At 60.6% G+C, this 25,889-nt stretch carries 24 protein-coding genes; 8 read left to right on the forward strand and 16 right to left on the reverse strand.

The window, feature by feature from the left end; genetic code table 11:
* The first annotated feature begins 196 nt into the window (after positions 1–196).
* From mnmC to GTQ41_RS19100, 5 genes are all read left to right on the forward strand, one after another.
* Positions 197–2,176: a bifunctional tRNA (5-methylaminomethyl-2-thiouridine)(34)-methyltransferase MnmD/FAD-dependent 5-carboxymethylaminomethyl-2-thiouridine(34) oxidoreductase MnmC gene (gene mnmC, locus GTQ41_RS19080; protein WP_217325340.1), complete on the forward strand. Its 1,980-nt coding sequence runs from the start codon at positions 197–199 to the stop codon at positions 2,174–2,176.
* A gap of 149 nt (positions 2,177–2,325) precedes the next feature.
* Entirely contained in the window at positions 2,326–4,098 is a 1,773-nt protein-coding gene (locus tag GTQ41_RS19085; RefSeq protein WP_047295591.1) for an N-acetylglutaminylglutamine amidotransferase, read from the forward strand.
* Between the two features lie 3 nt (positions 4,099–4,101).
* A complete protein-coding gene (gene ngg / locus GTQ41_RS19090) occupies positions 4,102–5,850 on the forward strand; it encodes an N-acetylglutaminylglutamine synthetase (RefSeq protein WP_047295592.1) in 1,749 nt (582 codons plus the stop codon).
* A gap of 165 nt (positions 5,851–6,015) precedes the next feature.
* Complete coding sequence (locus GTQ41_RS19095; RefSeq protein ID WP_041069309.1) at positions 6,016–7,206, forward strand: osmoprotectant NAGGN system M42 family peptidase; 1,191 nt, start codon at positions 6,016–6,018, stop codon at positions 7,204–7,206.
* A 202-nt stretch (positions 7,207–7,408) separates the two neighbouring features.
* Entirely contained in the window at positions 7,409–7,636 is a 228-nt protein-coding gene (locus tag GTQ41_RS19100) for a YheU family protein (protein WP_003192759.1), read from the forward strand.
* Here the strand turns inward: GTQ41_RS19100 and csrA are convergent.
* From csrA to GTQ41_RS19115, 3 genes are all read right to left on the reverse strand, one after another.
* A complete protein-coding gene (csrA, locus tag GTQ41_RS19105) occupies positions 7,633–7,818 on the reverse strand; it encodes a carbon storage regulator CsrA (RefSeq protein ID WP_041069300.1) in 186 nt (61 codons plus the stop codon). The two genes, GTQ41_RS19100 and csrA, sit on opposite strands and share 4 nt — an antisense overlap.
* A gap of 147 nt (positions 7,819–7,965) precedes the next feature.
* Positions 7,966–8,298, reverse strand: a complete 333-nt coding sequence (locus GTQ41_RS19110; protein ID WP_003226957.1) for a YnfA family protein — start codon at positions 8,296–8,298, stop codon at positions 7,966–7,968.
* A gap of 63 nt (positions 8,299–8,361) precedes the next feature.
* Positions 8,362–9,177 carry an SDR family oxidoreductase gene (locus GTQ41_RS19115; RefSeq protein WP_047295596.1) on the reverse strand — a complete coding sequence of 272 codons (816 nt, stop codon included), beginning with the start codon at positions 9,175–9,177 and terminating at the stop codon, positions 8,362–8,364.
* A gap of 323 nt (positions 9,178–9,500) precedes the next feature.
* Between GTQ41_RS19115 and GTQ41_RS19120 the strand changes: the two genes are divergently transcribed.
* The gene (locus GTQ41_RS19120) at positions 9,501–9,659 is read left to right on the forward strand and encodes a DUF3309 family protein (RefSeq protein WP_169432680.1); all 159 of its coding nucleotides are present in this window, start codon (positions 9,501–9,503) and stop codon (positions 9,657–9,659) included.
* A gap of 57 nt (positions 9,660–9,716) precedes the next feature.
* On the opposite strand, the gene GTQ41_RS19125 is transcribed toward GTQ41_RS19120, so the two are convergent.
* From GTQ41_RS19125 to GTQ41_RS19170, 10 genes are all read right to left on the reverse strand, one after another.
* The gene (locus GTQ41_RS19125) at positions 9,717–11,810 is read right to left on the reverse strand and encodes an LTA synthase family protein (protein WP_047295598.1); all 2,094 of its coding nucleotides are present in this window, start codon (positions 11,808–11,810) and stop codon (positions 9,717–9,719) included.
* 310 nt (positions 11,811–12,120) lie between these two features.
* Positions 12,121–12,726, reverse strand: coding sequence for an START domain-containing protein (locus GTQ41_RS19130; RefSeq protein WP_047295600.1), 606 nt, complete (start codon positions 12,724–12,726; stop codon positions 12,121–12,123).
* A gap of 41 nt (positions 12,727–12,767) precedes the next feature.
* Positions 12,768–13,022, reverse strand: coding sequence for a YkgJ family cysteine cluster protein (locus GTQ41_RS19135; RefSeq protein ID WP_041069283.1), 255 nt, complete (start codon positions 13,020–13,022; stop codon positions 12,768–12,770).
* Between the two features lie 165 nt (positions 13,023–13,187).
* Positions 13,188–13,682 carry a hypothetical protein gene (locus GTQ41_RS19140; protein ID WP_047295602.1) on the reverse strand — a complete coding sequence of 165 codons (495 nt, stop codon included), beginning with the start codon at positions 13,680–13,682 and terminating at the stop codon, positions 13,188–13,190.
* Between the two features lie 78 nt (positions 13,683–13,760).
* The gene (locus GTQ41_RS19145) at positions 13,761–15,200 is read right to left on the reverse strand and encodes a PLP-dependent aminotransferase family protein (protein WP_003226969.1); all 1,440 of its coding nucleotides are present in this window, start codon (positions 15,198–15,200) and stop codon (positions 13,761–13,763) included.
* 201 nt (positions 15,201–15,401) lie between these two features.
* Complete coding sequence (locus tag GTQ41_RS19150; protein ID WP_047295605.1) at positions 15,402–16,214, reverse strand: OmpA family protein; 813 nt, start codon at positions 16,212–16,214, stop codon at positions 15,402–15,404.
* Positions 16,211–16,567 (reverse strand): DUF4398 domain-containing protein, encoded by a 357-nt coding sequence (locus GTQ41_RS19155; protein ID WP_047295606.1) that lies wholly within the window; start codon positions 16,565–16,567, stop codon positions 16,211–16,213. The genes GTQ41_RS19150 and GTQ41_RS19155 overlap by 4 nt, the downstream gene beginning before the upstream one ends.
* 9 nt (positions 16,568–16,576) lie before the next feature.
* Positions 16,577–17,398, reverse strand: coding sequence for an ABC transporter substrate-binding protein (locus tag GTQ41_RS19160; RefSeq protein WP_047295608.1), 822 nt, complete (start codon positions 17,396–17,398; stop codon positions 16,577–16,579).
* An 80-nt stretch (positions 17,399–17,478) separates the two neighbouring features.
* A complete protein-coding gene (locus GTQ41_RS19165; protein ID WP_047295610.1) occupies positions 17,479–18,408 on the reverse strand; it encodes an electron transfer flavoprotein subunit alpha/FixB family protein in 930 nt (309 codons plus the stop codon).
* A 2-nt stretch (positions 18,409–18,410) separates the two neighbouring features.
* Complete coding sequence (locus tag GTQ41_RS19170) at positions 18,411–19,160, reverse strand: electron transfer flavoprotein subunit beta/FixA family protein (RefSeq protein ID WP_003226982.1); 750 nt, start codon at positions 19,158–19,160, stop codon at positions 18,411–18,413.
* Positions 19,161–19,685: 525 nt separating this feature from the next.
* On the opposite strand from GTQ41_RS19170, the gene GTQ41_RS19175 reads away from it, so the two are divergent.
* Positions 19,686–21,350, forward strand: coding sequence for an electron transfer flavoprotein-ubiquinone oxidoreductase (locus tag GTQ41_RS19175; protein WP_047295612.1), 1,665 nt, complete (start codon positions 19,686–19,688; stop codon positions 21,348–21,350).
* Between the two features lie 181 nt (positions 21,351–21,531).
* On the opposite strand, the gene GTQ41_RS19180 is transcribed toward GTQ41_RS19175, so the two are convergent.
* Entirely contained in the window at positions 21,532–22,422 is an 891-nt protein-coding gene (locus GTQ41_RS19180) for an AraC family transcriptional regulator (protein WP_217325341.1), read from the reverse strand.
* A gap of 190 nt (positions 22,423–22,612) precedes the next feature.
* Between GTQ41_RS19180 and GTQ41_RS19185 the strand changes: the two genes are divergently transcribed.
* Complete coding sequence (locus GTQ41_RS19185; RefSeq protein ID WP_047295614.1) at positions 22,613–23,665, forward strand: NAD(P)-dependent alcohol dehydrogenase; 1,053 nt, start codon at positions 22,613–22,615, stop codon at positions 23,663–23,665.
* On the opposite strand, the gene GTQ41_RS19190 is transcribed toward GTQ41_RS19185, so the two are convergent.
* Together GTQ41_RS19190 and GTQ41_RS19195 are read right to left on the reverse strand one after the other, a co-directional pair.
* Positions 23,662–24,465 carry an IclR family transcriptional regulator gene (locus GTQ41_RS19190; RefSeq protein ID WP_041069258.1) on the reverse strand — a complete coding sequence of 268 codons (804 nt, stop codon included), beginning with the start codon at positions 24,463–24,465 and terminating at the stop codon, positions 23,662–23,664. The genes GTQ41_RS19185 and GTQ41_RS19190 overlap by 4 nt on opposite strands.
* Positions 24,466–24,525: 60 nt before the next feature.
* Entirely contained in the window at positions 24,526–25,830 is a 1,305-nt protein-coding gene (locus GTQ41_RS19195) for an MFS transporter (RefSeq protein ID WP_041069255.1), read from the reverse strand.
* Between the last annotated feature and the right edge of the window lie 59 nt (positions 25,831–25,889).

The raw sequence follows: 25,889 nt of genomic DNA on the forward strand, positions 1-25,889 counted from the left end.
AACGCCAGATGCACGCTGGTAGCGGGATTGCGACTGCTACGCAGCCGATCGGGGATAAATCCCCTCGCCACAGGTTGCTCTGATCAGCGCCCAAATCATCGATTGTCTTCGAGGCTGCGCAGCCAGGCCTTGCCATGGATCAAGCACCCTCCGCCCGATCAGCTAGAATGGCCGCCTTGTCGTTGCCGAGCTTGCCATGAAACCTGTACTGCCCCACGCCCAACTCGACTGGGATGACCAGGGACGCCCGCGCTCGCGGGTGTTCGACGATGTGTATTTTTCCGACCAGTCGGGGCTGGATGAAACCCGTTACGTGTTCCTCGAACAAAATCGCCTGGCCGAGCGCTTTGCCGCGTTGCCGGCGCACGGGCGACTGGTGATCGGTGAAACCGGGTTTGGCACCGGGCTGAATTTTCTCTGCGCCTGGCAACTGCTCGAGCAGCACGCAGTAGCCGGTGCGCGGCTGCATTTTGTCAGTGTCGAAAAGTACCCGTTGAGTCCGGCGGATCTGCAGCGGGCTCTGGCCCTGTGGCCGCAACTCAAGCCGCTGGCCGATCAACTGCTGACCCATTACGTGGCAATCCATCAGGGCTTTCAGCGGATCGTCCTCGGCAACGGCCGGGTCACGCTGACGCTGCTGATCGGCGATGCGCTGGAACAATTGCCGCAACTCGATGCACAGATTGACGCGTGGTTTCTCGACGGTTTCGCCCCGGCGAAAAACCCCGACATGTGGACCGCCGAACTGTTCGTCGAACTGGCTCGACTGGCGGCGCCCGGCTCGACCATCAGTACCTTCACCAGCAGCGGTTGGGTGCGGCGTCTGCTCAACGCCGCCGGGTTCAAGATGAAACGCACACCGGGCATCGGCCACAAGTGGGAGATCCTGCGCGGCGAGTTTCTCGGCTGGCCGCAGGACGTCGCGCCCCCGCTGCCGGACAAACCGTGGTTCGCCCGCCCTGCTCCGCTGACCGCTGACCGTCGGGCGCTGGTAATCGGCGCCGGACTGGCCGGTTGTGCCACGGCCGCCAGCCTCGCGGCGCGCGGTTGGCAGGTCAGTTTGCTGGAGCGGCATGCCGAGGTGGCGCAGGAAGCGTCAGGCAATCCACAGGGCGTGCTGTACCTGAAGTTGTCGGCCCACGGCACGGCGTTGTCACAACTGATCGTCAGCGGCTTCGGCTACACCCGCCGTCTGCTGGAAACCCTGCAACGCGGCACCGACTGGGACGATTGCGGCGTGCTGCAACTGGCGTTCAATGCCAAGGAAGCCGAGCGTCAGGCGCAACTGGCCGCGGCATTCCCGGAAGACCTGGTGCACTGGGTCGATCAGCCGCAAGCCGAGATTCAGGCCGGCATCGGTCTGGCCCATGGCGGTTTGTACTATCCCGAAGGGGGCTGGGTACATCCGCCCGCGCTGTGCCAGGCACAAGCCGCGCAAGCGAACATCGACATGCTCAAGCACCACGAAGTGCTCGAACTGCGCAAGGTCGAGGGACAGTGGCAAGCCCTCGATGGCGAACGGGTGCTCGCCAGCGCGCCAGTGGTGGTGCTGGCCGGCGCAGCGGAGATCAAACGCTTTGCGCAAAGTGCCGAGCTGCCCCTCAAGCGCGTTCGCGGGCAGATCACGCGCCTGCCGCAAACCGCCGAGAGTCAGGCGCTGCGCACCGTGGTCTGCGCCGAAGGTTATGTCGCCCCGGCACGTCTGGGCGAACACACGCTTGGCGCCAGCTTCGACTTCAACAGCGATGACCTGACACCGACCACCGCCGAACACCTGGGCAATCTGGCGATGCTCAAAGAGATCTCCAGCGATTTGGTAGCGCGTCTGCACATCAATGGGCTGCCCCCGGAAACCCTGGAAGGACGCGCCGCATTCCGCTGCACCAGTCCTGACTATCTGCCGATTGTCGGCCCCCTCGCCGACCGCGAAGCCTTCGCCGAGGCCTATGCCGCGTTGAGCAAGGATGCGCGCCAAGTGCCGGACATCGCCTGCCCGTGGCTCGATGGCCTGTACGTCAACAGTGGCCATGGTTCACGCGGGCTGATCACCGCGCCGCTGTCGGGCGAACTGCTCGCGGCGTGGCTGGACAACGAGCCGCTGCCACTGCCCAAAAGTGTCGCCGAGGCCTGCCATCCCAACCGTTTCGCCTTGCGCACGTTGATTCGCGGCAAATGAAAAATGGCGGCTGGCCGCTGGTCAGTCGCCGCCTCTTATAACTCATCGTTCTAAAACTCCCACATCTGCAGCGGGTCAGTTTCTGAGTACCGGCCATTTTGGCCAGACTTGAATCACCCCTCCCCAACGGAAAAACCGGTAAGGACTTTATGTGCGGATTAGCTGGCGAGTTACGTTTTGATCATCAACCTGCAGACCTTGCAGCGGTAGAGCGAATCACCCATCACCTGGCCCCTCGCGGCCCCGACGCGTGGGGCTTCCATGCCCAAGGGCCGATTGCCCTGGGCCATCGTCGCCTGAAAATCATGGACCTGTCGGACGGCTCGGCGCAGCCGATGATCGACAGCCAGCTGGGCTTGTCCCTGGCCTTCAACGGCGCGATCTACAACTTCCCGGAACTGCGTGCCGAACTCGAAGCGCTCGGCTATGCCTTCTACTCCGGTGGTGACACCGAAGTGCTGCTCAAGGGCTACCACGCCTGGGGCGAAGCGCTGCTGCCAAAACTCAACGGCATGTTCGCCTTCGCCATCTGGGAGCGCGATGCCCAGCGCCTGTTCATCGCTCGTGACCGCCTCGGCGTGAAGCCTTTGTACCTGTCGCGCACCGGCCAGCGTTTGCGCTTTGCCTCGGCCCTGCCGGCGCTGCTCAAGGGCGGCGACATCAACCCGATCCTCGATCCGGTGGCGCTCAATCACTACCTGAATTTCCATGCAGTGGTGCCGGCTCCACGCACTTTGCTCGCGGGCATCGAAAAGCTGCCACCGGCGACCTGGATGCGCGTCGAGGCTGATGGCCGCACCGAACAGAAAACCTGGTGGACCCTGCCCTACGGCCCTCACGACGACGAGAAAAACCTGACCCTCGAAGACTGGCGCGACCGCGTGCTCGACAGCACCCGCGAAGCGGTAGCGATTCGTCAACGGGCGGCAGTGGATGTCGGCGTGCTGCTGTCCGGCGGTGTCGATTCGAGCATGCTCGTCGGCCTGTTGCGTGAAGTCGGTGTGGAAAACCTGTCGACCTTTTCCATCGGCTTCCAGGATGCCGGCGGCGAGCGCGGTGACGAGTTTCAGTATTCCGATCTGATCGCCAGACACTACGGCACGCAGCACCATCAATTGCGCATCGACGAAAAAGAGATCATTGAGCAACTGCCCGCTGCGTTCCGCGCGATGAGCGAGCCGATGGTCAGCCACGACTGCATCGCCTTCTATCTGCTGTCGCGCGAAGTGGCCAAGCACTGCAAAGTGGTGCAGAGCGGCCAGGGCGCGGATGAGCTGTTCGCCGGTTATCACTGGTATCCGCAAGTCGACGGCGCAGCGGATCCGTATGCAGCCTATCGCGCGGCGTTTTTTGACCGCAGCTACGACGACTACGCCGCCACCGTGCAGCCGAAATGGCTGACCGCGAATGACGCCGCTGGCGACTTCGTGAAAGAGCATTTCGCCCAACCCGGCGCCGAGGCCGCGGTCGATAAAGCCCTGCGTCTGGACAGCACGGTGATGCTGGTGGACGACCCGGTCAAACGCGTCGACAACATGACCATGGCTTGGGGTCTGGAGGCGCGCACGCCGTTTCTCGACTATCGCCTGGTAGAGCTCTCCGCAAGGATTCCCGGTCAGTTCAAGCTGCCGGACGGTGGTAAACAAGTGCTCAAAGAAGCTGCACGGCTGGTGATTCCAAGCGAAGTGATCGACCGCAAGAAAGGTTACTTCCCGGTGCCGGGCCTCAAGCATTTGCAAGGCGATACCCTGAACTGGGTGCGTGAACTGCTGCTGGATCCGAGCCAGGATCGCGGCCTGTTCAACCCGGCCATGCTCGACAAACTGCTGACGGATCCGCAAGGCCAACTGACGCCTTTGCGCGGTTCGAAACTGTGGCAACTGGCGGCCCTGAACCTGTGGCTCAGTGAACAAGGAATCTGATTGATGAAACCTCACGCCACGGCTATCAATCAACGCCTGTTGCGCGGCCAGACACCGTCGTATGAACGCTTGCAGGCGCGTCTGGCTGAAGACGGCAGCACACTGGGCGCCGACCCCATTGCCGTGCATTGCGGCTGGGGCCGGCTGCTGATCGGTCACACCTTTCCTGATCCGGCGACACTGGCCCAGGAACTGCTCAACGAGCAGCCCGGCGAACGCGATATCGCTCTGTACGTTGCCGCACCGCAACAGATTCTCGGGCTCGAACCGACGCAGCTGTTTCTCGATCCGTCCGATACCCTGCGCCTGTGGTTCAGCGATTACCGCCAGGCCACCCGCGTGTTTCGCGGCTTCCGCATTCGCCGCGCGCAGAGCGAAGCGGATTGGCAGGCGATCAATCTGCTGTATCAGGCACGCGGCATGTTGCCGATCGATGCCACGCGACTGACTCCGCATCATCAGGGCGGCCCGGTTTATTGGCTGGCCGAAGATGAAGACAGCGGCGCAGTAATCGGCAGCGTCATGGGCCTCAATCACCAGAAAGCCTTCAACGATCCGGAACACGGCAGCAGCCTGTGGTGCCTGGCGGTGGATCCACAGTGCTCGCGGCCCGGTGTCGGTGAAGTGCTGGTGCGGCATTTGATCGAACACTTCATGAGTCGTGGCCTGAGTTATCTGGATTTGTCGGTGTTGCATGACAACCGTCAGGCCAAGAATCTCTATGCCAAACTCGGCTTTCGCAACCTCTCGACCTTCGCCATCAAACGCAAGAACGGCATCAATCAGACGCTGTTCCTCGGGCCCGGGCCGGAAGCCAATTTCAACCCTTATGCGCGGATCATCGTCGAGGAAGCGCACCGGCGCGGCATCGATGTGCAGGTGGACGACGCCGAAGCCGGGCTGTTCACCCTCAGCCATGGCGGGCGTCGCGTGCGTTGCCGCGAATCGCTGAGCGACCTGACCAGCGCGATCAGCATGAGCCTGTGCCAGGACAAAAGCCTGACCCACAAAGTGTTGAAAGGCGCCGGCCTGAAGCTGCCCTCGCAGCAACTGGCGGGCAACGCCGACGACAACCTGGCGTTTCTCGATGAACATCAGCGGGTGGTGGTCAAGCCGCTCGACGGTGAACAGGGCCAGGGCGTGGCGGTGGATTTGCAGAGCATCGAAGAGGTGCAGCAGGCCATCGAAGCCGCCAAGCGTTTTGACAGCCGCGTGCTGCTCGAAAGCTTCCACGAAGGTCTCGATCTGCGGATTCTGGTGATCGGTTTTGAAGTGGTGGCGGCAGCGATTCGTCGTCCCGCCGAGGTGGTCGGTGATGGTCATCATTCGATCGGTGCATTGATCGAGGCCCAGAGTCGACGCCGGCAAGCCGCCACGGGGGGCGAGAGCAAGATCCCGCTGGACCACGAAACCCAGCGCACCCTGCACGCGGCCGGTTATGACTACAGCACTGTCTTGCCGGCAGGCGAACACCTGTTTGTGCGCCGCACCGCCAATCTGCACACCGGCGGCACGCTGGAAGACGTCACGGCGATTCTGCACCCGACTCTGGTCGATGCCGCCGTTCGTGCAGCGCGGGCGCTGGATATTCCAATGGTCGGCCTCGACTTGATGGTGCCGGCAGCGGATCAAGCGGAGTACGTGTTTATCGAAGCCAACGAACGCGCCGGCCTGGCCAATCACGAGCCGCAGCCGACGGCGGAGCGCTTTGTCGATCTGTTGTTTCCGCACAGTCAGCCGGCTGTTTCTTGATCATGTAGAGCCTGAAACGGCCCCATCGCTGGCAAGCCAGCTCCCACAGGTTTATCGGTGTACCCCATCACTGTGGGAGCTGGCTTGCCAGCGATGAGGCCCTGACAGGCAACACAAATTTCCTCATCGAAACCATCGATGCGCCTCAACTCATCAGGAGTTTCCATGACCACACAAATTCCCGAACCGGATCTGAACTACCTGCAAAAAGTCCTGCTGGAAATGCTCGCCATCCCCAGCCCCACCGGCTTCACCGACACCATCGTGCGCTACGTCGCCGAGCGTCTGGAAGAACTCGGTATCCCTTTCGAAATGACCCGTCGCGGCACCATCCGCGCCACGCTCAAGGGCAAGAAAAACAGCCCCGACCGCGCCGTTTCCGCGCACCTCGACACCATTGGTGCTGCCGTGCGCGCGGTGAAAGACAACGGTCGCCTGACCCTGGCCCCGGTCGGCTGCTGGTCGAGCCGGTTTGCCGAGGGCAGCCGCGTCAGCCTGTTCACCGACAACGGCGTGATTCGCGGCAGCGTGTTGCCGTTGATGGCCTCCGGGCACGCGTTCAACACCGCCGTGGACGAGATGCCGATCAGTTGGGATCACGTCGAACTGCGTCTGGATGCGTATTGCGCAACCAAGGCCGATTGCGACTCGCTGGGCATCAGTGTCGGCGACGTGGTGGCGTTCGACCCGTTGCCGGAGTTCACCGACAGCGGCCACATCAGCGCCCGCCACCTCGACGACAAGGCGGGTGTCGCCGCGCTGCTCGCCGCGCTCAAAGCCATCGTCGACAGCGGTCAGGAATTGATGATCGACTGTCACCCGCTGTTCACCATCACCGAAGAAACCGGCAGCGGTGCGGCGGCGGCCTTGCCGTGGGATGTCAGCGAATTCGTCGGCATTGACATCGCACCGGTCGCTCCGGGCCAGCACTCCAGTGAGCACGCGGTGAGCGTAGCGATGCAGGATTCCGGTGGCCCTTATGACTATCACCTGTCGCGACATTTACTGCGTCTGGCCAGTGAAAACGAACTGCCGGTAAGGCGCGACCTGTTCCGCTATTACTTCAGCGACGCGCATTCGGCGGTGACCGCCGGGCACGACATCCGCACGGCCCTGCTCGCCTTCGGTTGTGATGCAACCCATGGTTACGAGCGCACGCACATCGACAGTCTGGCGGCGCTCAGTCGTTTGCTTGGAGCGTACATTCTGAGCCCGCCGGTATTTGCCAGCGATGCCGCGCCGGCCAATGCTTCGCTGGATCGCTTCAGTCACCAGATCGAGCATGACACGCAAATGGAGAGCGATACGCGGGTGCCTTCGGTGGACAGTCTGGTGGGGCAGCGTTCCGACAGTTGATCCGGGCTTCCGTGGTGGCTGGACTGGCCCCATCGCTGGCAAGCCAGCTCCCACGGTTTTCGAGGTGGATCAGTGGTTTGTGTACACCATCAAACCCTGTGGGAGCTGGCTTGCCAGCGATAGGGCCGATACTGCCCACACAAAACTGGCAGCCAGCCACCAATCGCCGTAGCATCCCGCCATTGATTGAACCGAGGTGCCCATGCTGATTCCCTACGACGCTCTAGAAGTCGACACCCTCACCCGCCTGATCGAGGACTTTGTCACTCGCGATGGCACCGACAACGGTGATGACACGCCGCTGGAAACCCGCGTGCTGCGCGTCCGCCAGGCGTTGACCAAAGGCCAGGCGCTGATCGTTTTCGACCCGGAAAGCGAACAATGCCAACTGATGCTCAAACACGACGTGCCCAAGCACCTGTTCGACTAGCGGACCTTCTCGGTGGCCTGTTTGCGCTGAATCCGCTCATAGACTTCCGAACGGTGCACATTGATCTTCTGCGGCGCTTCGACACCAAAGCGCACACTGGAGCCGTTGACGGACAACACCCGCAGGGAAATGTCGTCACCGATGGAAATCAACTCGCCCACTACACGGCTGAGTACAAGCATGGAGTTCGTCCTTCAAGGGTTAGCCAGCCCTGAAGATGCGCGGTGCGCGCCCGCTCTACAATGCGTGACGAGCAATTCAGTCTTGCCCTACACCCGCAAGCGCTGCGCCCGTCAGACGTTTCCTGCAAATCGCTAAACAGTCTCGCCTCACGCGGCGCTAAACCGCGGCCCGAACAGGATCACACTGGCGCCGATCACGCACAGCGCCACGCCGATCCAGTCCGAACCCAAGGGACGCACCCGTTCAACCACTGCCAGCCAGCCAATCGACGCGACGATGTAGATCCCGCCATAGGCGGCATAGGCGCGACCGGCGTAAGCCGCTTCGACACGGGTCAGCAACAGGGCGAACAGCGTCAGACTGAGCAGCGCCGGGATCACCCACAAGGCACTTTTGCCCTGGCGCAACCACATGAAAAAGGCGAAACAACCGGCGATTTCAAACAGCGCCGCGAGGAAGAACCACAGGTAATTGAGCATTGATGCGTCTCGACAGGGTGACCATTGCGGCCACCCTAGCGACGCGACACCCATGGGGCAAGTTCAGCCGTTGGTTTGTTTGGCCTTGGCGCGCATTTTATCGGCCATAGTGGTCATTTCGTTGTAGATCAGTTGCGGGTTCTTCTGCTTGATCGCCCAGGCCATGCGTCCCTGCTCGTGCGGCAGGATCATGAACTCGCCGGCGGCCACTTGCTGATAAATGTAGTCGGCGATGTCGGCCGCGCTGATCGGCGAACTTTCCAGCAACTTGCCAACCTGCGCTTTCATGGCTGGCGTCGGGCCACGGAACGAGTCGAGCAAGTTGGTCTGGAAGAACGACGGGCAGACCACATGCACCCCGACTTCCTGCTGCGCCAGTTCCACCAGCAAACTTTCAGACAGCGCCACCACACCGGCCTTGGCCACGTTGTAATTGCTCATCGCCGGGCCCTGCATCAATGCCGCCATCGACGCAATGTTGATGATCTTGCCTTTGCTCTTTTCCAGCAGCGGCAGGAAGGCCTTGCAGCCTTTGACCACGCCCATCAGGTTGATCGCGATCTGCCAGTCCCAGTCCTCCAGCGACAGTTCGCTGAAGAACCCGCCGGACGCCACACCGGCGTTGTTGACGATGATGTCGATGCCGCCGAGCTTCTCTTCGCAGGCCTGGGCAAACGCGGTGAGCTGGCTGTAATCACGCACATCGCAGCGCTGGACGAACCCGTCGCCACCGGCCTCGCGCACCCGCTTCAGGGTTTCCTGCAGGCCAGGTTCGCTGACGTCGGACAAGGCCAGCTGCCAGCCTTCACGCGCCCAGCGCAGTGCAAGTTCGCGACCTAAACCTGAGCCCGCACCCGTGATCATCATGCGATTTTGCATAGCAGACAGCCTTGTTGTTCTGTAGGAGATGCGCCGAGTGTAGCGAAGGAACACTGGCCACCCACGCTCCATCAGAATGCTGAATACAGGATCAAAAGATCGCAGCCTTTGGCAGCTCCTGCATCAGTTCCCTGTAGGAGCTGCCGAAGGCTGCGATCTTTTGATCTCGCGCTTCAAAGGAAATAAACGAGTCATCCAAATACATTAAAAAAACATTGAATTTTCTTTCATACGCACCGGTCGGAATTTGTAAGCCGTCTGGAATTAGTTAGCCTCCAGTCGCCCTTGAATACCAAGACTTCTCGAACGCTATAAACAAGGAAATCGACATGGGCACAATTCTTATCATTATCCTGATCCTGTTGCTGATCGGTGGTCTGCCGGTCTTCCCGCACTCCAGAAGTTGGGGTTATGGCCCTTCGGGCATTATTGGCGTGGTGTTGGTGGTGCTGTTGGTCTTGCTGTTACTTGGCAGGATATAAAACCCCAAGACAAAAAAAAGAGGCCCTCAGGGGCCTCTTTTTTATGCAGCGGTTTTATCAGTCCGGCTTGCCGTTGATCACACCGGCCGTGTTGTCCATCAGGCTCTTGGTCGCCGTTTGCAGGAACGCTTCAAGCTTGAGTTTCAATTCGGCGGTACGCGGTGCGTCCGGAATGATCTCCGCAGAAGGGTTCGCGCCCAGTTGGTACTGGTAGATCTTCGGCGCCATTTCCTTCTCCTTCGGCAAGACCAGGATCTGGTCAGCGGTGACGATGGCAGTGGTCTGCTCGCTGCCCGACGGCTTGATCACACCGAAACCGGTGTCGCCGGCCGGCAGGTTGAGCAGGTCACGGCCCCAGCACTGGTGACGCACTTCGCCACCCAGACGACCCATGATGGTCGGCACGATGTCGATCTGGGTGCCCACGGTATGGTCACGGGTACCGAACTTCTCCTGAATGCCCGGCGCAATCATCAGCATCGGCACGTTGAAGCGGCCCAGGTCCATTTCGGTGATCTGACGCTCGTTGCCGAAACCGTGGTCGCCGACGATGACGAACAGGGTTTCCTTGAAGTAAGGCTCTTTGCGCGCCTTCTCGAAGAACTGGCCCAATGCCCAGTCGGAATAACGCATGGCCGTCAGGTGTTCGTTGAGCGTGCCGCGATCGGTCACGCGCTCCACCGGCAAAGGCGTTGGCAAGGCGTACGGCGTGTGGTTGGACAGGGTTTGCAGCAGCGCATAGAACGGTTTGCCATTCTCCCGCGCCTTAAGCTCCACCAGGCCACGGTCGAACATGTCCTGGTCGGACACGCCCCAGGTCGGATCGGAGAACACCGGGTTGACGAAGTCGTTACGACCCACGAAGTTGGTCATGCCCTGATTGCTGAAGAAGCCCGACTGGTTGTCCCAGGCGAAGTCGCCGTTGTAGACATACACGTCGTCATACTTGCGCGCACTGAGCAGCTGCGGCAGGCCGGAGAGCTTGTGGCTGCCTTCCGGGGTCTGCATCAGGTATTCGAAACCCGGCAGGTTCGGGAAGCACGCCATGGTCGCAAACATGCCCTGGTGGGTATGGGTGCCGTTGGAGAAGAAACGGTCGAACAGCAGGCCTTCCTTCGACAGTTTGTCGAGGTACGGCGTGATGTTGCCCGGCGCGCCCAGAGCGCCCACCGAGTGACCGGCCATGCTTTCCATCAGGATCACGACCACATTCTTGATCGGCAGGGTCTTGTCGGCCGGTGGCGTGTAGTCACGACGCACCGCCGCAAGGTCGGCATCGACCAGTTTGTCGTCCGGCATCACCAGCATCTCGCGCACCACTTTCTGCGCCTGTTCCTGCGGCAGGGTGGCTTTCCAGATGTTGTTGCGATCCTCGCCCATGCGGTCCTTGGCGGCGGCGATCAGCGACAGCGTACCGTTGAGGCCGAGCTGGTTGGCGAAATTCGATTCGGTGGTGTACACGTCACCCCAGCGCAGCGGCGGGCCCTGACGCAGGGTGCCACGGGCGGCCACGACGCAGATCAGCAGGCAGACCACGAACACCGCCAGACGGGTGTACCACGGCGCCACCTGGCGGGTGCCGACGTTGCCGCCGCTGAACGGGCCGCGGGGACGGGTTGCACGATCGGCGCCCTTGAAGGCCAGGGTCAGGATCACGGTGCCGATCACCCACGCCAGCAGGTAGCGCACCACCGGGAAACCGTACCAGAGCATGCTCATCACGGTTTTCGGGTCTTCTTTCACGTACTGGAACACCAGGCCATTGAGGCGCTGGTGGAACTCACGGTAGAAGTCCATCTCCATCAGGCCGAGGAACAGCGCGATGCTGGACGCCACGGTCAGCCACAGACGGAAGAACCCGCGCGCAGCCATCGCCCGCGCACTGAACAGTGCCAGCAGCAGCGGAACGCAGACGTAGACCACCAGGCGCAGGTCGAAACGCAAGCCGTTGGCGAAAGCTTCGAGGAAGGTCGAAGCCGGGGTATCGAGGATCATCTCGCGGTTGTAGACCAGCAGCGCGAGGCGCAGCACGGAAAACATCACCATCATGACCAGGGCACACAACAGGGTGTAGGCCAGATGCGATTTGACGGTCGGTTGCAGCAGGCGAGTTGAAGATCGCTGCTGATTCAGGGCGTCCGGGTTTGCCATGTCGTTTTAGGACCCATTGGAAGTTGAAGTTGCAAAATACAGCGGCGCCATGCCCTCTATTGGCCATTCCAGACCCCGGGGCGTGCGCGGTGCGCAAATGTTGCACGATCACCGGCAGCATTGCCATTGATTAGTGCCCGCTGCCCGACTCTTTCATAAAGGCAATCGTTCGCAGACAGCACGCATTGCGCGGGCGAATTGTCAGGAACGCTTTGTGAAAATTTCGTGCAGCGCATATCTGGAAACACAATATAACGACAAAACAAAACGCCCCGATTCGGTCGGGGCGTTTTGCTGTCAGCGCGAAAAATTACTTCTCGGCGCGTTCTTTCAGGGCTTTAAGGGTATTGAAAGGAGCGTCGACCACGAACTTGTTGGCAATCATGCTCGGTACGCTGCCGCCGGGCTCAGTGTGCACCTGATAGGTCACTTCGACTTGATCACCTTTGGGTACGAACTTCCAGAACCCTTTGACCTGAGCGACACGGACAAAGCCTTTCTCTTCGGGAATGTACTTCGGCACGCCTTCGAGGTTGCGGGTCAGGCTGCCATCGGCGCCCTCAACGGTGGTGATGTGCAACACCGAATCACGTGGGGTCACTGGCCACGGCGTATTGAACTGGGTGTAGGTCCAGCTCTGATCGCCCTCGTGCTTGAGCAGCTTCTGGGCTTTGCACTCGTGAATCCAGGTGCAGGCGCCAGCCACGTCGTCCTGCAAGGCACGCAGTTTGGCCACGGTGGTCTTCATCAGGGTCACGCCCTGGTAGGACTTGTAATCCGAGCCCGGCACTTGAGCCAGTGAGACCTTGATCCCGTCCTGCTCCTTGGCGACTTTCCAGTCCTCAGCCTGAGCCAACGAAGTAGCCAGTACAGCGGTCAAACCACACAACACAGCGATACGATGCAGCGAACCCATAGTCTTATTCCTTATTGTTGAAGTTCCGTTCGTTTGACACATCACGCCGCCGTCATCTGCTCCCACCAGCCGATCAGTTTGATCGCTTCCTCGGAGCTGCTGCCACAGACTTCGACATCGGCGGCAAATCCTGAACAAACCGCCGGACGCTCCGGCTGGCCGAAAATGCTGCACAGGTTTTCGACCGAGAGCTGCACACAACGTTCGCCGGCAGGCTTGCCGTTGGGCATGCCCGGAATGGCAGAACTGATGGAGGGGGCAATACAGCAAGCGCCACAGCCTTCACGGCATTTCATGACGAGCAAGTCCTCGCAACGGGCAATGTGTTAAAGAGACGCGGACAGAGTAACCGCTAAAACGGTTGTTTCAAATTCCCTGTACCGGGGTTTTTACCGACAACTGAATGTGACTGACCAGTCTCCGACAAAGCGTATGGTTCGCGGGTCACGGATCGATTGAATTTATTGCTTGAACTCGAAATCCAGTGCTGCGCCTTCGACTTCACGGCGCTCCTCATTGCGCAGCTGCAACTGCATTTCGTTGCTGAGCAGGCGGCCGTTGAGCTGAAAGCCACTGTTCTTCTCGCCAAACATCTGCGGCAGGATTGCGTCGTGCTTGGGCATCGGTACGGTACCGGCAGGTTTAAGCTGCTGAACCATATCCTTGGGCAAGCTCAGGTCAAGCTTGGCCGGTGGCAGTCTGGTTTTCGCCACTTCGCTGGCCGGTTTCGACTTGGAGGCGACCGGGGGCCGTTTCTTCACCGCGGCGGCTTTCTTCTGTGGGGCTTTTTTAGCCGCAGCTTTGTTATCTGCAACGGCTTTTTTGCTCGCCGCCGGTTTGCTTGCCGGCGCGGACGTTGCGGGCTTTTCCTGAACGGCAGCTGCCATGACACCGGGCGCATGGCCCATCATCAACACACCAAGCAAAATCCAGGCAGCAGGCAAAATCGCTTTCATGAACCCTACAACACTAACGGCAGAGGGCCATATGCTCGCCTGTTGAGCGCCACAAGACAAGCACGACGCGCCGCTCGTTCAGAAACCGCCAGCCGTTTCCTGACACAGTTGAGTCGCCAGCAGACCGAGGGTCATCAGCGCCCTTTCCGCCTCGCGATTCCACGGTGTGCCGCAGTTCAGGCGGATGCAGTGATTGAACTGCTCGGTATTACTGAAGATCAGCCCCGGTGCAATACTGATGCCCTGCTGCAATGCGCGGACATGCAATTCCTGGGTATTGACCCTGCCCGGCAGACTCACCCAGAGGATGAAACCGCCCGTGGGCCGGGTCATCTGCGTACCTTCGGGAAAGTACTGCTGCACCGCCAACTGGAACGCGCTGAGATTTTTCCGGTATTCCTGGCGGATGTACCGTAAATGCCGGTCATAACCGCCATTTTCCAGATAAGCGGCAATCGCCATCTGCGTCACGCTGCACGCCGAATGCGTGGTGAAGGTCTGCAGACGCTGGATTTCCTGCTGATACTTGCCGGCAATCATCCAGCCGACGCGCACGCCCGGCGACAATGTTTTGGAAAAGCTCGAGCAGTAAATCACCCGATCCAGTCGATCGTAAGCCTTGAGGGCTTTGGTGCGGCCCTGTTCGAACATCAACTCCCCATAGATATCGTCTTCGACGATCTGGATATCGAAGTCCGAGGCCAGACGCAGCAGCTGTTTCTGCCGTTCTTCCGGCATGGTGCCGCCCAACGGATTGCTCAGGCGCGTGGTCAGTACCAAAGCCTTGATCGACCATTGGTTGGCCGCCAGTTGCAAGGCTTCGAGGCTCATGCCGGTGGCCGGATCGCTGGGGATCTCGATCACTTTCAGGCCCAACAGATCGGCCAGTTGCAGCAGGCCGTAATAGGTCGGCGATTCGGCAGCGATCAGATCTCCCGGACGGGTCAGCACCCGCAGCGACATCTGCAGCGCATCGACACAACCGTGGGTAATGACCACTTCCGACGGATCGACCACCACTCCAGCATCACGCATGCGGATTGCCACTTGCCGGCGCAACGGTTCGAAGCCGGGGCTGAACATGTAGCTGAACGCGCGAGGGCTATGGAATCGGGTGACCTTGGCCAGTTGCTGATGCAGTGCGCGAACCGGGAGGTAATCGACACTCGGCACCGCAGCGCCCAACGGGAAAACCCCCTCGCGGCGAGACTCGACCAACACTTGCTGAATGATGCTGGCGCGGGTGACCAGGCCCGGGCGTTCGACCCGGGCGATGTCCGGGGTCGGCGCCGTCAGTGCCGGGGTCTGGTGCACGTAGTAACCGGATTGCGGCCGTGCGCGGATCAGGCCCTGATCTTCGAGATTGGCATACGCCTGCAACACCGTCGCATGGCTGACATTGAGCTGCGAACTCATCTTGCGCACCGACGGCACGCGTTCTCCGGGTTGATAGACACCGCGCCGGATGTCTTCCGCCAATTGTTGAGCAATACGTTGGTAGAGCAAGAGGTTGGTCATGACGCAGCACTCGATTTCACGGGCATTTTATTCTTGTGTGAAACAATACCGGAACAGTTTAGAAGTGTACTGGGACAGTTGCCACCATAGTCGACCGTACAGTGCAGTGTCAGCCAAAACTGTACGGATTTGCGTGCTATTCGACAGTCGTAAAAAAGCCCGGCGCTGCATGACAGGCCGGGCTTTCCAGAGACGCAGCCCTCAACGGGCGGCGCCAAGCTGGCCTTTTTCGTCGGAGAAGACAATTTCCACCCGACGGTTCTGTGCCCGACCGCGCTCGGAAGCGTTGGCGTCCACCGGGTATTCGTCACCGTAACCTTCGACCTGAATCCGCTTGTCCTCAATCCCCAGGTCCATCAACACATCGGCCACTGCTTGCGCGCGATCACGCGACAGCTTGAGGTTTTCCTGTTTGCCACCGGTGCTGTCGGTGTAACCCTCGATACGCACCACACGTTTCGGGTTGAGTTGCAGGAACTGCACAATTTTCAACACCACGCGATTGGCCGAGTTCTTCAGCTCCGCCTCGCCAGTGTCGAACAGAACATCACCAAGGGTCATCACCAGACCGCGATCGGTCTGCGTAGTAGCCAACGCCACGATCTGTTCTTCAAGCCATTTACCCTGCTGCTGTACGCTCAGCAGTTTGGACTCGCGCAGGGCCAGCTGCAGACGCTGACGCTCCAGTTCAAGCTTCGCCGCGCGCTCTTCGTTGAGCACCAGATTGGTGTGTTCGCGAGCGATTTCGCTGTAGCGCTGACTCAAGTACGCGTAATGCACCACGTCCGCGCCACTGCCCCAATAGGTGGACAAGCGATCGGCGCGGGCCAGCGACTCACCGGCGCGGATCACATCCTTCGGCGCGATACGCAGCACATTGGAATCTTCCTTGACCTTCTGAAAGTCACTGCCAGCCTGTTGCAATGCGGCTTCGCCGTGTTGACCGGCGCAGCCATAGAGGCTTGCGCAACCGGCCAGAATCACCCCGCCGAGGATTTTGGACTTGAGGCTCATTGGGCATCTCCCAGTTGCTTGCGCAGACGGATGATGCGGGTGTTGAGCACGTTGAGTTGCTCTTCGCTCTTTTGCGTCAGCACTTTGGCTTCGGCCAGACGCGCATCCAGCTCAGCCTGTTCGGCGCGCATGCGGGCGTTCTTGAAAGACTCGTCGGTCATGTTGCCCTTGGCCCGGTTGAACTTGTCTTCGGCCAGTTTCATTTCCGGCATTTCATCGGCGGTCGCACCGACGGCCTTGGCCTGGGTGATGGCCTGCTCGGTCAGGCGCATTTGCTCATGGGGTGCCGGATCGTTGGCGCAGCCGGCCAGGGCCAGAACGGCCATGGCCGCGAAAAGAGGTCGAATACTCACTAAGAATCCCTACTGTTTTGGGGCAGTGACAGGTGGCTGCGGTTGTTGTTGCTGGGCCTTCCAGCGCTCGATATTGCGTTGCAGCGCAGCCTCGGTCAGTCCGGACGCGGGCAATTCTGTCATCTTTTTAGCGAGCTGTCCGCGCAACCACGGATCGTTGCAGGCCGAGTTATGCGAAACCGCGAGGAACAATCCCGGTCGGTCGATCGGCTGTTCGAACGCCAGCAGATCATTGGCCATGCCCAATGCCTGCGCGGCAGCCATGCCCGAGTAGCGCCCGGCGAGTACATATTCCACTTCGCCCAGCAGAAGTTTCTGAAAGGCCTGAGTGATGTTTGCCGTCCGCGTCAGGGTCAGATTCTGCTCGGCGAAAGTGCCAAAAGCCTGGGTCATTCGAGACTTTTCCGACAACCCGCCAGTGTGCCCGTGCAGGTCTTTTGCTTCGCTGTAGGCCAGCGTCGAGCCTTTGCGCGTCCACACCAGGTAGTCGTTTTCCAGCAACGGCGGATAGACGTAGTCGAGGTTTTCCAGCTCATTGAACATCAGCGGCGTGTCCGCCAGCATGTCCATGCGCCCGCTGCGCACTTCGTCGAGGGCCTGCGCGCGTTTGCCGGCGTAGAGCAGCTCGACCTTGATCCCCAGATCCTTGGCCACTTGCTGCAAAAGGTCGGCACTGGCGCCGATCAAATGTTTGGGGTTCTGCGGGTCCTGCCACAGGTACGGCGGCGCGTCCGGGCTACCGGTGACGACCAGGCGCTCGCACTTGCCGGCAGCCGCAGCCATCCCCGGCAACAGGATCAATCCCAATAACAACCTGCGGCGCAGATCCATGGCAAACGCTCCCCACTCAAATTCGAGACAAAAAAAAGCCCGACCAGAAGGCCGGGCTCTTTATAAGTGAAGCCGCCGGATTAGACCAGCTTCTCCAGCTCAGGGACTGCTTCGAACAGATCCGCCACCAGACCGTAATCGGCCACCTGGAAGATCGGCGCTTCTTCGTCCTTGTTGATCGCAACGATCACTTTGGAGTCTTTCATGCCGGCCAGGTGCTGGATCGCGCCGGAGATACCGACGGCGATGTACAACTGTGGCGCAACGATCTTGCCGGTCTGACCGACCTGCATGTCGTTTGGTACGAAACCTGCGTCGACCGCGGCGCGCGAAGCACCGACGGCGGCGCCCAGCTTGTCGGCCAGGGCGTACAGGTGTTTGAAGTTGTCGCCGTTCTGCATGCCGCGGCCGCCGGAGACGACGATCTTGGCAGCGGTCAGCTCAGGACGATCCGACTTGGCCAGTTCTTCGCTGACGAAGCTGGAAGTGCCGGCGTCGTGCGCAGCAGCAACGGCCTCAACAGCCGCCGAACCGCCTTCAGCAGCAACCGGGTCGAAACCGGTGGCACGCACGGTGATCACTTTGATCGCAGCGGTCGATTGCACGGTAGCGATGGCGTTACCGGCGTAGATCGGACGCTTGAAGGTGTCGGCGCTTTCTACCGAGATGATCTCGGAGATCTGGTCAACATCCAGTGCAGCGGCAACGCGCGGCAGGATGTTTTTGCCGTTGGACGTGGCGGCAGCCAGGATGTGGCTGTAACCAGCGCCCAGCTCTGCTACCAGCGGAGCAACGTTTTCCGGCAATTGATGTGCGTAAGCGGCATTGTCAGCGTTCAGGACTTTGCCCACGCCTGCGATTTTCGCCGCGGCTTCGGCCACGGCGCCAGCGCCCTGACCTGCAACCAGTACATGAATGTCGCCGCCGATTTTGGCAGCGGCAGCCACGGTGTTCAGCGTGGCCGGGGCCAGCACTTTGTTGTCGTGTTCAGCGATTACCAAGATAGTCATTTTTAGATTACCTTCGCTTCGTTTTTCAGTTTCTCGACCAGTTCAGCCACCGACTTGACCTTGATACCCGCGCTGCGTGCAGCCGGCGCTTCGACTTTCAGGGTCTTGTTGGTGGAGGCGGTGGAAACGCCCAAAGCGTCCGGAGTCAGCACTTCGAGAGGCTTCTTCTTGGCTTTCATGATGTTTGGCAGGGACGCGTAGCGCGGCTCGTTCAAACGCAGGTCGGTGGTGACGATGGCCGGCAGTTTCAGGGAAACGGTCTGCGCGCCGCCGTCGATTTCGCGGGTCACGGCAACGCTGTCGCCGGAGACTTCGACTTTCGAAGCGAATGTGCCCTGACCATAGCCGCTCAGTGCAGCAAGCATCTGGCCGGTCTGGTTGTTGTCGCTGTCGATCGCCTGTTTGCCCAGGATCACCAGCTGAGGCTGTTCCTTGTCGACCACAGCCTTGAGCAGCTTGGCCACGGCCAGCGAAGTCAGGTCTTCAGCGGATTCGACGAGGATGGCACGGTCGGCACCCAGAGCCAGTGCGGTACGCAGCTGTTCCTGAGCGGTGGACGGGCCGATGGAGACGACGACGATTTCAGTCGCAACACCTTTCTCTTTCAGGCGTACGGCTTCTTCCACTGCGATTTCGCAGAACGGGTTCATCGACATCTTGACGTTGGCGAGGTCTACGCCGGAATTGTCCGCCTTGACGCGAACCTTGACGTTGTAATCCACAACGCGTTTGACAGCTACAAGAACCTTCATGGATTCCTCGTTACTCTCCGGTGAAAAGAAAGTCGCCTAGGCGAACCTGGCGGTTGATGCTCATCGGGCACAAGGGCACCTCTAAAAACGCCGGCGGGGGGCGATGACCGTTCGTCAGTGGTGACCAACGGGTCATTGAATCGCACGGTGTGTAAACTGCGCGCCGGACTTGCGCTGCGCATCACCTTGAACTGCCTGTGCCCTGTCTCTAGAGGTGCTCTTGAAACCGCCAGTCTGCCTACGGCGAGCGCAAAACCGCCCGTATCTTGACCGGAACGCCTATTCCGGTCAATACGGCAAAATGGCCGTTCATAAGCCGCGCTTCTTTGATTTCTCTGGGCTGGAGCCGATTCAAACAAACGTTTGTATTGGACGCTCGGAGTGGTGTAGATATAATGCGCCGCCTAGAGAGAAAGGTGGTTTGCCCATTATTACCCTTGACGTTAACGTAAAGGCAATAACGGATGCGACACCGAACCTCCAAATTAGAAAAAAAACTGTTGAGCCTTGAGTAGGAGATAGCCTGTGGAACGCGAATACATGGAATTCGACGTGGTCATCGTCGGTGCCGGCCCCGCTGGCCTGTCCGCCGCCTGCCGTCTGAAGCAGAAGGCCGCCGAAGCCGGTAAGGAAATCAGCGTCTGCGTGGTCGAAAAAGGCTCCGAAGTCGGCGCACACATCCTGTCCGGTGCCGTGTTCGAACCACGCGCTCTGAACGAACTGTTCCCGGACTGGAAAGAACTCGGCGCCCCGCTGAACACGCCGGTCACCCGCGATGACATTTTCGTACTGAAAAACGCCGACAGCGCGCAGAAAATCCCTGACTTCTTTGTGCCCAAGACCATGCACAACGAAGGCAACTACATTATTTCCCTGGGCAACCTGTGCCGCTGGCTGGCCCAGCAGGCCGAGAACCTGGGCGTGGAAATCTACCCGGGCTTCGCCGCTCAGGAAGCCTTGATCGACGAAAACGGCATCGTGCGCGGGATCATCACCGGTGATCTGGGCGTCGACCGCGAAGGCAACCCGAAAGAAGGCCTGTACACCCCGGGTATGGAACTGCGTGGCAAGTACACGCTGTTCGCCGAAGGCTGCCGTGGCCATATCGGCAAGCAACTGATCAAGCGCTACAACCTCGACAGCGATGCCGACGCCCAGCACTACGGCATCGGCCTGAAAGAAATCTGGGAAATCGACCCGGCCAAACACCAGCCAGGCCTGGTGGTGCACACCGCCGGTTGGCCGCTGGACATCATGGGCACCGAAAACACCGGCGGCTCGTTCCTCTATCACCTGGAAAACAACCAGGTCGTGGTCGGTCTGATCGTTGACCTGTCGTACAGCAACACTTACCTGTCGCCGTTCGACGAGTTCCAGCGCCTCAAGCATCATCCGGTGCTGGCGCAGTACCTGGAAGGCGGCAAACGCGTCAGCTACGGCGCCCGCGCGATCTGCAAAGGTGGCCTGAACTCGCTGCCGAAAATGGTCTTCAAGGGCGGCGCGCTGATCGGTTGCGACCTCGGCACCCTGAACTTCGCCAAGATCAAAGGCAGCCACACGGCGATGAAGTCGGGCATGCTCGCTGCTGAATCGGTGGCCGACGCCCTGTTCGCCGAAAAGGATGGCACCGAAGAGCTGACCTCCTACGTCGACGCGTTCAAGAAGAGCTGGCTCTACGACGAACTGTTCGCCAGCCGTAACTTCGGCCCGGCGATCCACAAGTTCGGCGCGATTGTCGGCGGTGGTTTCAACTGGCTGGACCAGAACATCTTCGGCGGCAAACTGCCGTTCACCCTGCACGACACCAAGCCGGACTACGCCTGCCTGAAGCTCGCGGCCGACTGCAAGAAGATCGACTATCCAAAGCCGGACGGCAAACTCAGCTTCGACAAACTGAGCTCGGTGTTCATCTCCGGTACCAACCACGAAGAAGAACAGCCGTGCCACCTGAAGCTGACCGACCCAAGCATTCCGCTGAGCCGCAACCTGCCGATGTACGACGAACCGGCACAGCGCTACTGCCCGGCCGGTGTATATGAAGTGATCACCAAGGAAGACGGCGAAAAACGCTTCCAGATCAACGCCCAGAACTGCGTGCACTGCAAGACCTGTGACATCAAGGACCCTTCGCAGAACATCACCTGGGTCACGCCGGAAGGCGCTGGCGGCCCGACTTACCCGAACATGTAAGTCGCATCGCTGAACAACGAGGCTCCCGAAACGGGGGCCTTTTTGTTGCCCACAACTAAATGCATCACATCAGCCCCTGTGGGAGCTGGCTTGCCAGCGATGGGGCCGTGTCAGTGGACATTTGGCAGCGTGGATCACCGCCATCGCTGGCAAGCCAGCTCCCACAGGGTTACGCAAACTCTCAGGCCACGCGTTCCTCGCCCGGACTGCGCTCGAAGTAGCGCTTGTACTCACGACTGAACTGCGACGTGCTCTGATACCCCACCCGATGCGCCACCTGCGCCACGCCCAGGCCTTCAGCGACCAGCAAGGTCTGCGCCTTGAGCAGGCGCAGGCGCTTGAGATACTGCACCGGCGACAACAGCGTGCTGCGCTTGAAGTGCTCGTGAAAGGACGAAACGCTCATGTTCGCGCAACTGGCCAACGTCTCGACATTCAGTGGCTCGGTGTAATGCGCATGCAGATGGCTGATCGACGCCGCGACCCGGGCGAACTGCCCCTGCTGTTCGACCAGCGCGCGCAACACATCGGCCTGCGGCCCGCGCAACGCAGTGAACAACAATTCGCGGACCCGCGCCGGTCCGAGAATCTGCCGTTCCAGCGGATCGTGCAGGCAACGCAGCAAGCGTTCGACACAGCCGCGCATGTCATCGTCGAGCACCACCGAGGTCATCGACTCCGGTGTCTGCGCCGGAATGTGCCGCCCCGGCGCCAGCCCTATGGCCAGCACCAGTTCGCCGAGCAACACCCGGTCGATGGCCACCGATACACCCAGCAACGGCGCATCCGGCAGGGCAAAGGTTTCGCACTCGAACGGCACCGGCAGCGCCTGAATCAGGTAGTGCCCGGCACCATATTCCATGGTGCGCGGGCCGAGGAACGCCAGTTTGCTGCCTTGGGCGATGATCATCAGGCTCGGCTCATAAATGTGCGGGCCACGCGCGACGTCGCAACTGGCGCGCAACACCTGCACACCGGGTAACCCGGTCTGGCTGTAACCGTCGCAAAGCGCCAGCGGCTCGATCAGCGAAACCAGCGTGGCATTGGCATCAAGGTGGCGGGTCAACTGCATCGGAGGGGTCTTCAAAAAAGTCACGGAAAAAGGCATGCAAGCATCATCGCAGATCCTTTTGCCACTGCGCTTGCCCAGACCTGCATGCCGGAGGATTAGGCATGAGACCCGGAGGAATCGTCATGGCCGCAGCGGCAGTCGGCGCCCAAAATGCGCCACCTCACCTGTCACTGCTTCTGCGAGGTTTCTCATGTACACCGCTATCGGTTATGCCGCTCAATCGGCCACCACTCCCCTCGCCCCGATGAAATTCGAACGCCGCAACCCGCGCGCCGACGACGTGGCGATCGAGATCCTGTACTGCGGCGTCTGCCACTCCGACATCCACCAGGCGCGCAACGAATGGGGCATCGCCGTGTATCCGTTGATGCCGGGCCACGAAATCGTCGGCAAAGTCACCGCCATCGGTGCCAACGTCACTCAACATAAAGTCGGCGACCTGGTCGGTGTCGGCTGCATGGTCGACTCGTGCCGCACCTGCGCCGCCTGCCAGCAGAACCTCGAGCAATACTGCCTCGAAGGCCCGACCATGACCTACGCCACCCCGGACCGGGTCGACGGCAGCAACACCATGGGCGGTTATTCGGACAGCATCGTGGTCAGCGAGCACTTCGTGGTGCGCATTCCGGAAAAACTGGATCTGGCCAGCGCCGCGCCGATCCTCTGCGCCGGCATCACCACCTACTCACCGCTCAAGCACTACGGGGTCAAGGCCGGCGACAAGGTCGGGATTCTCGGCATGGGCGGCCTCGGTCACATGGGCATCAAGTTCGCCAAAGCATTGGGCGCGGAAGTCACGCTGTTCACCCGTTCAGCGAGCAAGGCCGAAGAAGGCCGTCGTCAGGGCGCCGATCATGTGATCGTCTCCACCGATGCCGAGCAAATGGCCGCCGCTGCGGGCCGTTTCGACTTCCTGCTGGACACCATTCCGGTGCAGCACGACCTCAACCCGTACCTGCAAACCCTGCGCTTTGATGGCGTGCACATTCTGGTCGGCCTGATTGAACCGATCGATCCGCCCGTGCACGCCGCCAACCTGGTGCTGGGCCGTCGAGTCCTGGCCGGCTCGTTGATCGGCGGTATTGCCGAAACCCAGGAAGTGCTGGATTTCTGCGCCGAGCACAACATCACCTGCGACATCGAAATGCTCGACATCCGCCAGATCAACGAAGCTTACGCGCGGATGATTGCCGGTGACGTGAAGTACCGCTTCGTGATCGACATGGCGACCTTGAAGCTTTAAACCTTCAAGCCAAGCTCCGCCGAGAGCCGGGCTGTGACCCCTTTGATCAGGGGGATCAGCTCGGCCATTTTTTCCAGCGGCATGTACGGCACGGTGCTGGCGATGCTGATGGCCGCGACAATGCGCTTGCTCGCATCGCGAATCGGCGCCGCCACGCAGCGGATCGACGGTTCGTTGTCCTCCAGATCGAAGGCATAGCCGCCGGCCACGTACTCGGTCATGCGCTGCTCGAGCTGTTCCCACGATTGCTGGGGATGCTGCGGCCAGAACTGACTTTTCCCACCCGCCGGCAGGCTGATGTCGTACAGGCGCTGCCAATCCTGCGGCGCATCATCGAGCATCAACGCCTTGCCGATCCCGGTGCGCGCCAACGGCATGCGGTGGCCGACACGCGAACGCATTTCCGGGCCGTTGCGCCCCGGATTCTTCAGCAGGTACAAGACCTCGTCGCCTTCGCGAATGCCCAGGTGCACGGTGTCGCCGGTCAGCGCCGACAACTCGTCCAGATACGGCCCGGCCAGACTCACCAGCGGCAACTCTTCACGCGCCTGAAACCCCAGCTCGATCAGCTTCGGCCCCAGCAGATAGCCGATTTGCGGCACTACGCGCAAATAGCGCTCGTCCACCAGGCAACTGGCCAGACGATGGGTGGTGCTGCGCGTGGTGCCGATCAGCCGGGCAATCTCTTTCAGATCGCGGGCGCCACTGGCCACCGCGTGCACCACACCCAGGCCGCGAAGCAGCGTCTGGGTGCCGGTGGGGGCGGCGTCCTTGGTTTTTTCCGGGGCGTCTTCCTGCATATCCAGCCTTTACCGTTGAGCGAGGGAACGGGCGGCATTATGGTCGCCCGACGCAGACGACTACAACTCGATACGCTCGACCTTGCCCACCAGCAGCACGTAGGACAATGCACCGATCAGCGCCAGAACCGCGATGTAAGTAATCGCCGGGGCGAACGAATCACCGCTGGCGAGGAAACCGATGACAATCGGCGTGGCAATTGCCGACAGGTTGCCGATGAAGTTAAACACCCCGCCGGTCAGCCCCAGCAAGCGCGCCGGAGCGAGGGTCGAGACCAGCGACCAGGTGATCGATGCCAGCCCGTTACCGAAAAATGCCAGCGCCAGGAAGGCGATCACCAGCGGTGTCGATTCAACGAAATTGGCACCGATGATCGAGGTGGAAATCAGCAGTCCGCCAATGATCGGCAACTTGCGCGCAAAGCCCACGCTGCAGCCACGGCGAATCAACAAGTCGGAGAAGAACCCCGAACACAGCACGCCAATGAACGCGGCAAGAAACGGCAGCGACGCCAACAGGCCGGATTTGATGAAGTCCATACCGCGATATTTCACCAGATAGGTCGGAAACCACGTCAGGAAGAACCACAGCGTCGAGTTCAGGCAGAACTGGCCAAGGTAGATGCCCCACAATTTGCGTTTGCTCAGGACGATGCCGAGATCGGTCCAGCTGAACGAGGCCTTGGTTGCTTGCGCTTGAATGTCTACCAGTCCGCCACCCTCGCGGATCAGGTCGATCTCCGCGTTGTTGGCGCCCTTGAAATCTCGCGGTTCGCGATACACCGCGTACCAGATCGCCGCCCAGATGATGCCCGCCGCACCGGTCGCGACAAACACCATGTGCCAACCGAATTCATGTTGCAGCCAGGCCAGCACCGGGGTCAGAAACGCCAGGCCGACAAACTGCCCGGAGGTGTAGAAACCAATCGCCGTGGCCCGCTCGCGCTCGGGAAACCAGGTGGTGACCACGCGGCTGTTGATCGGATAGGCCGGCGCTTCCAGCGCGCCGACCGCCATGCGCAGCACGAACAGCGCAATGAAACTCGCGGCGAAGCCGAGCAGCACCGTGGCCAGCGACCACAGCAGCAGCGCGACACTGTAGAGGATCCGCGGCGGCACCCGATCCACCAGCCAGCCGCCGGGGATCTGCATCGCAGCGTAGGTCCAGCCGAATGCGGAGAAAATCAGCCCGACGTGAACCGGATCGATGCCCAGTTCGCTGGTCAGCGCGGGCGCGGCAATCGACAGGTTGCTGCGGTCGAGGTAGTTGATGACCACGGTGATGAACAGCAGCACCATGATGAAAAACCGCTTGCGGCTAGGCGTGACTAAAGACGCCTGCCCGGTGAGGGTTTGCGTTGGCATGGGGGGTGCCTCTTCTTATGATTATTTGAGGACAGTCGTAAAACTTGCGCCGAACCCTG

The sequence above is a fragment of the Pseudomonas sp. AN-B15 genome (genome assembly GCF_019056475.1).
Lineage (GTDB): Bacteria > Pseudomonadota > Gammaproteobacteria > Pseudomonadales > Pseudomonadaceae > Aquipseudomonas > Aquipseudomonas parakoreensis.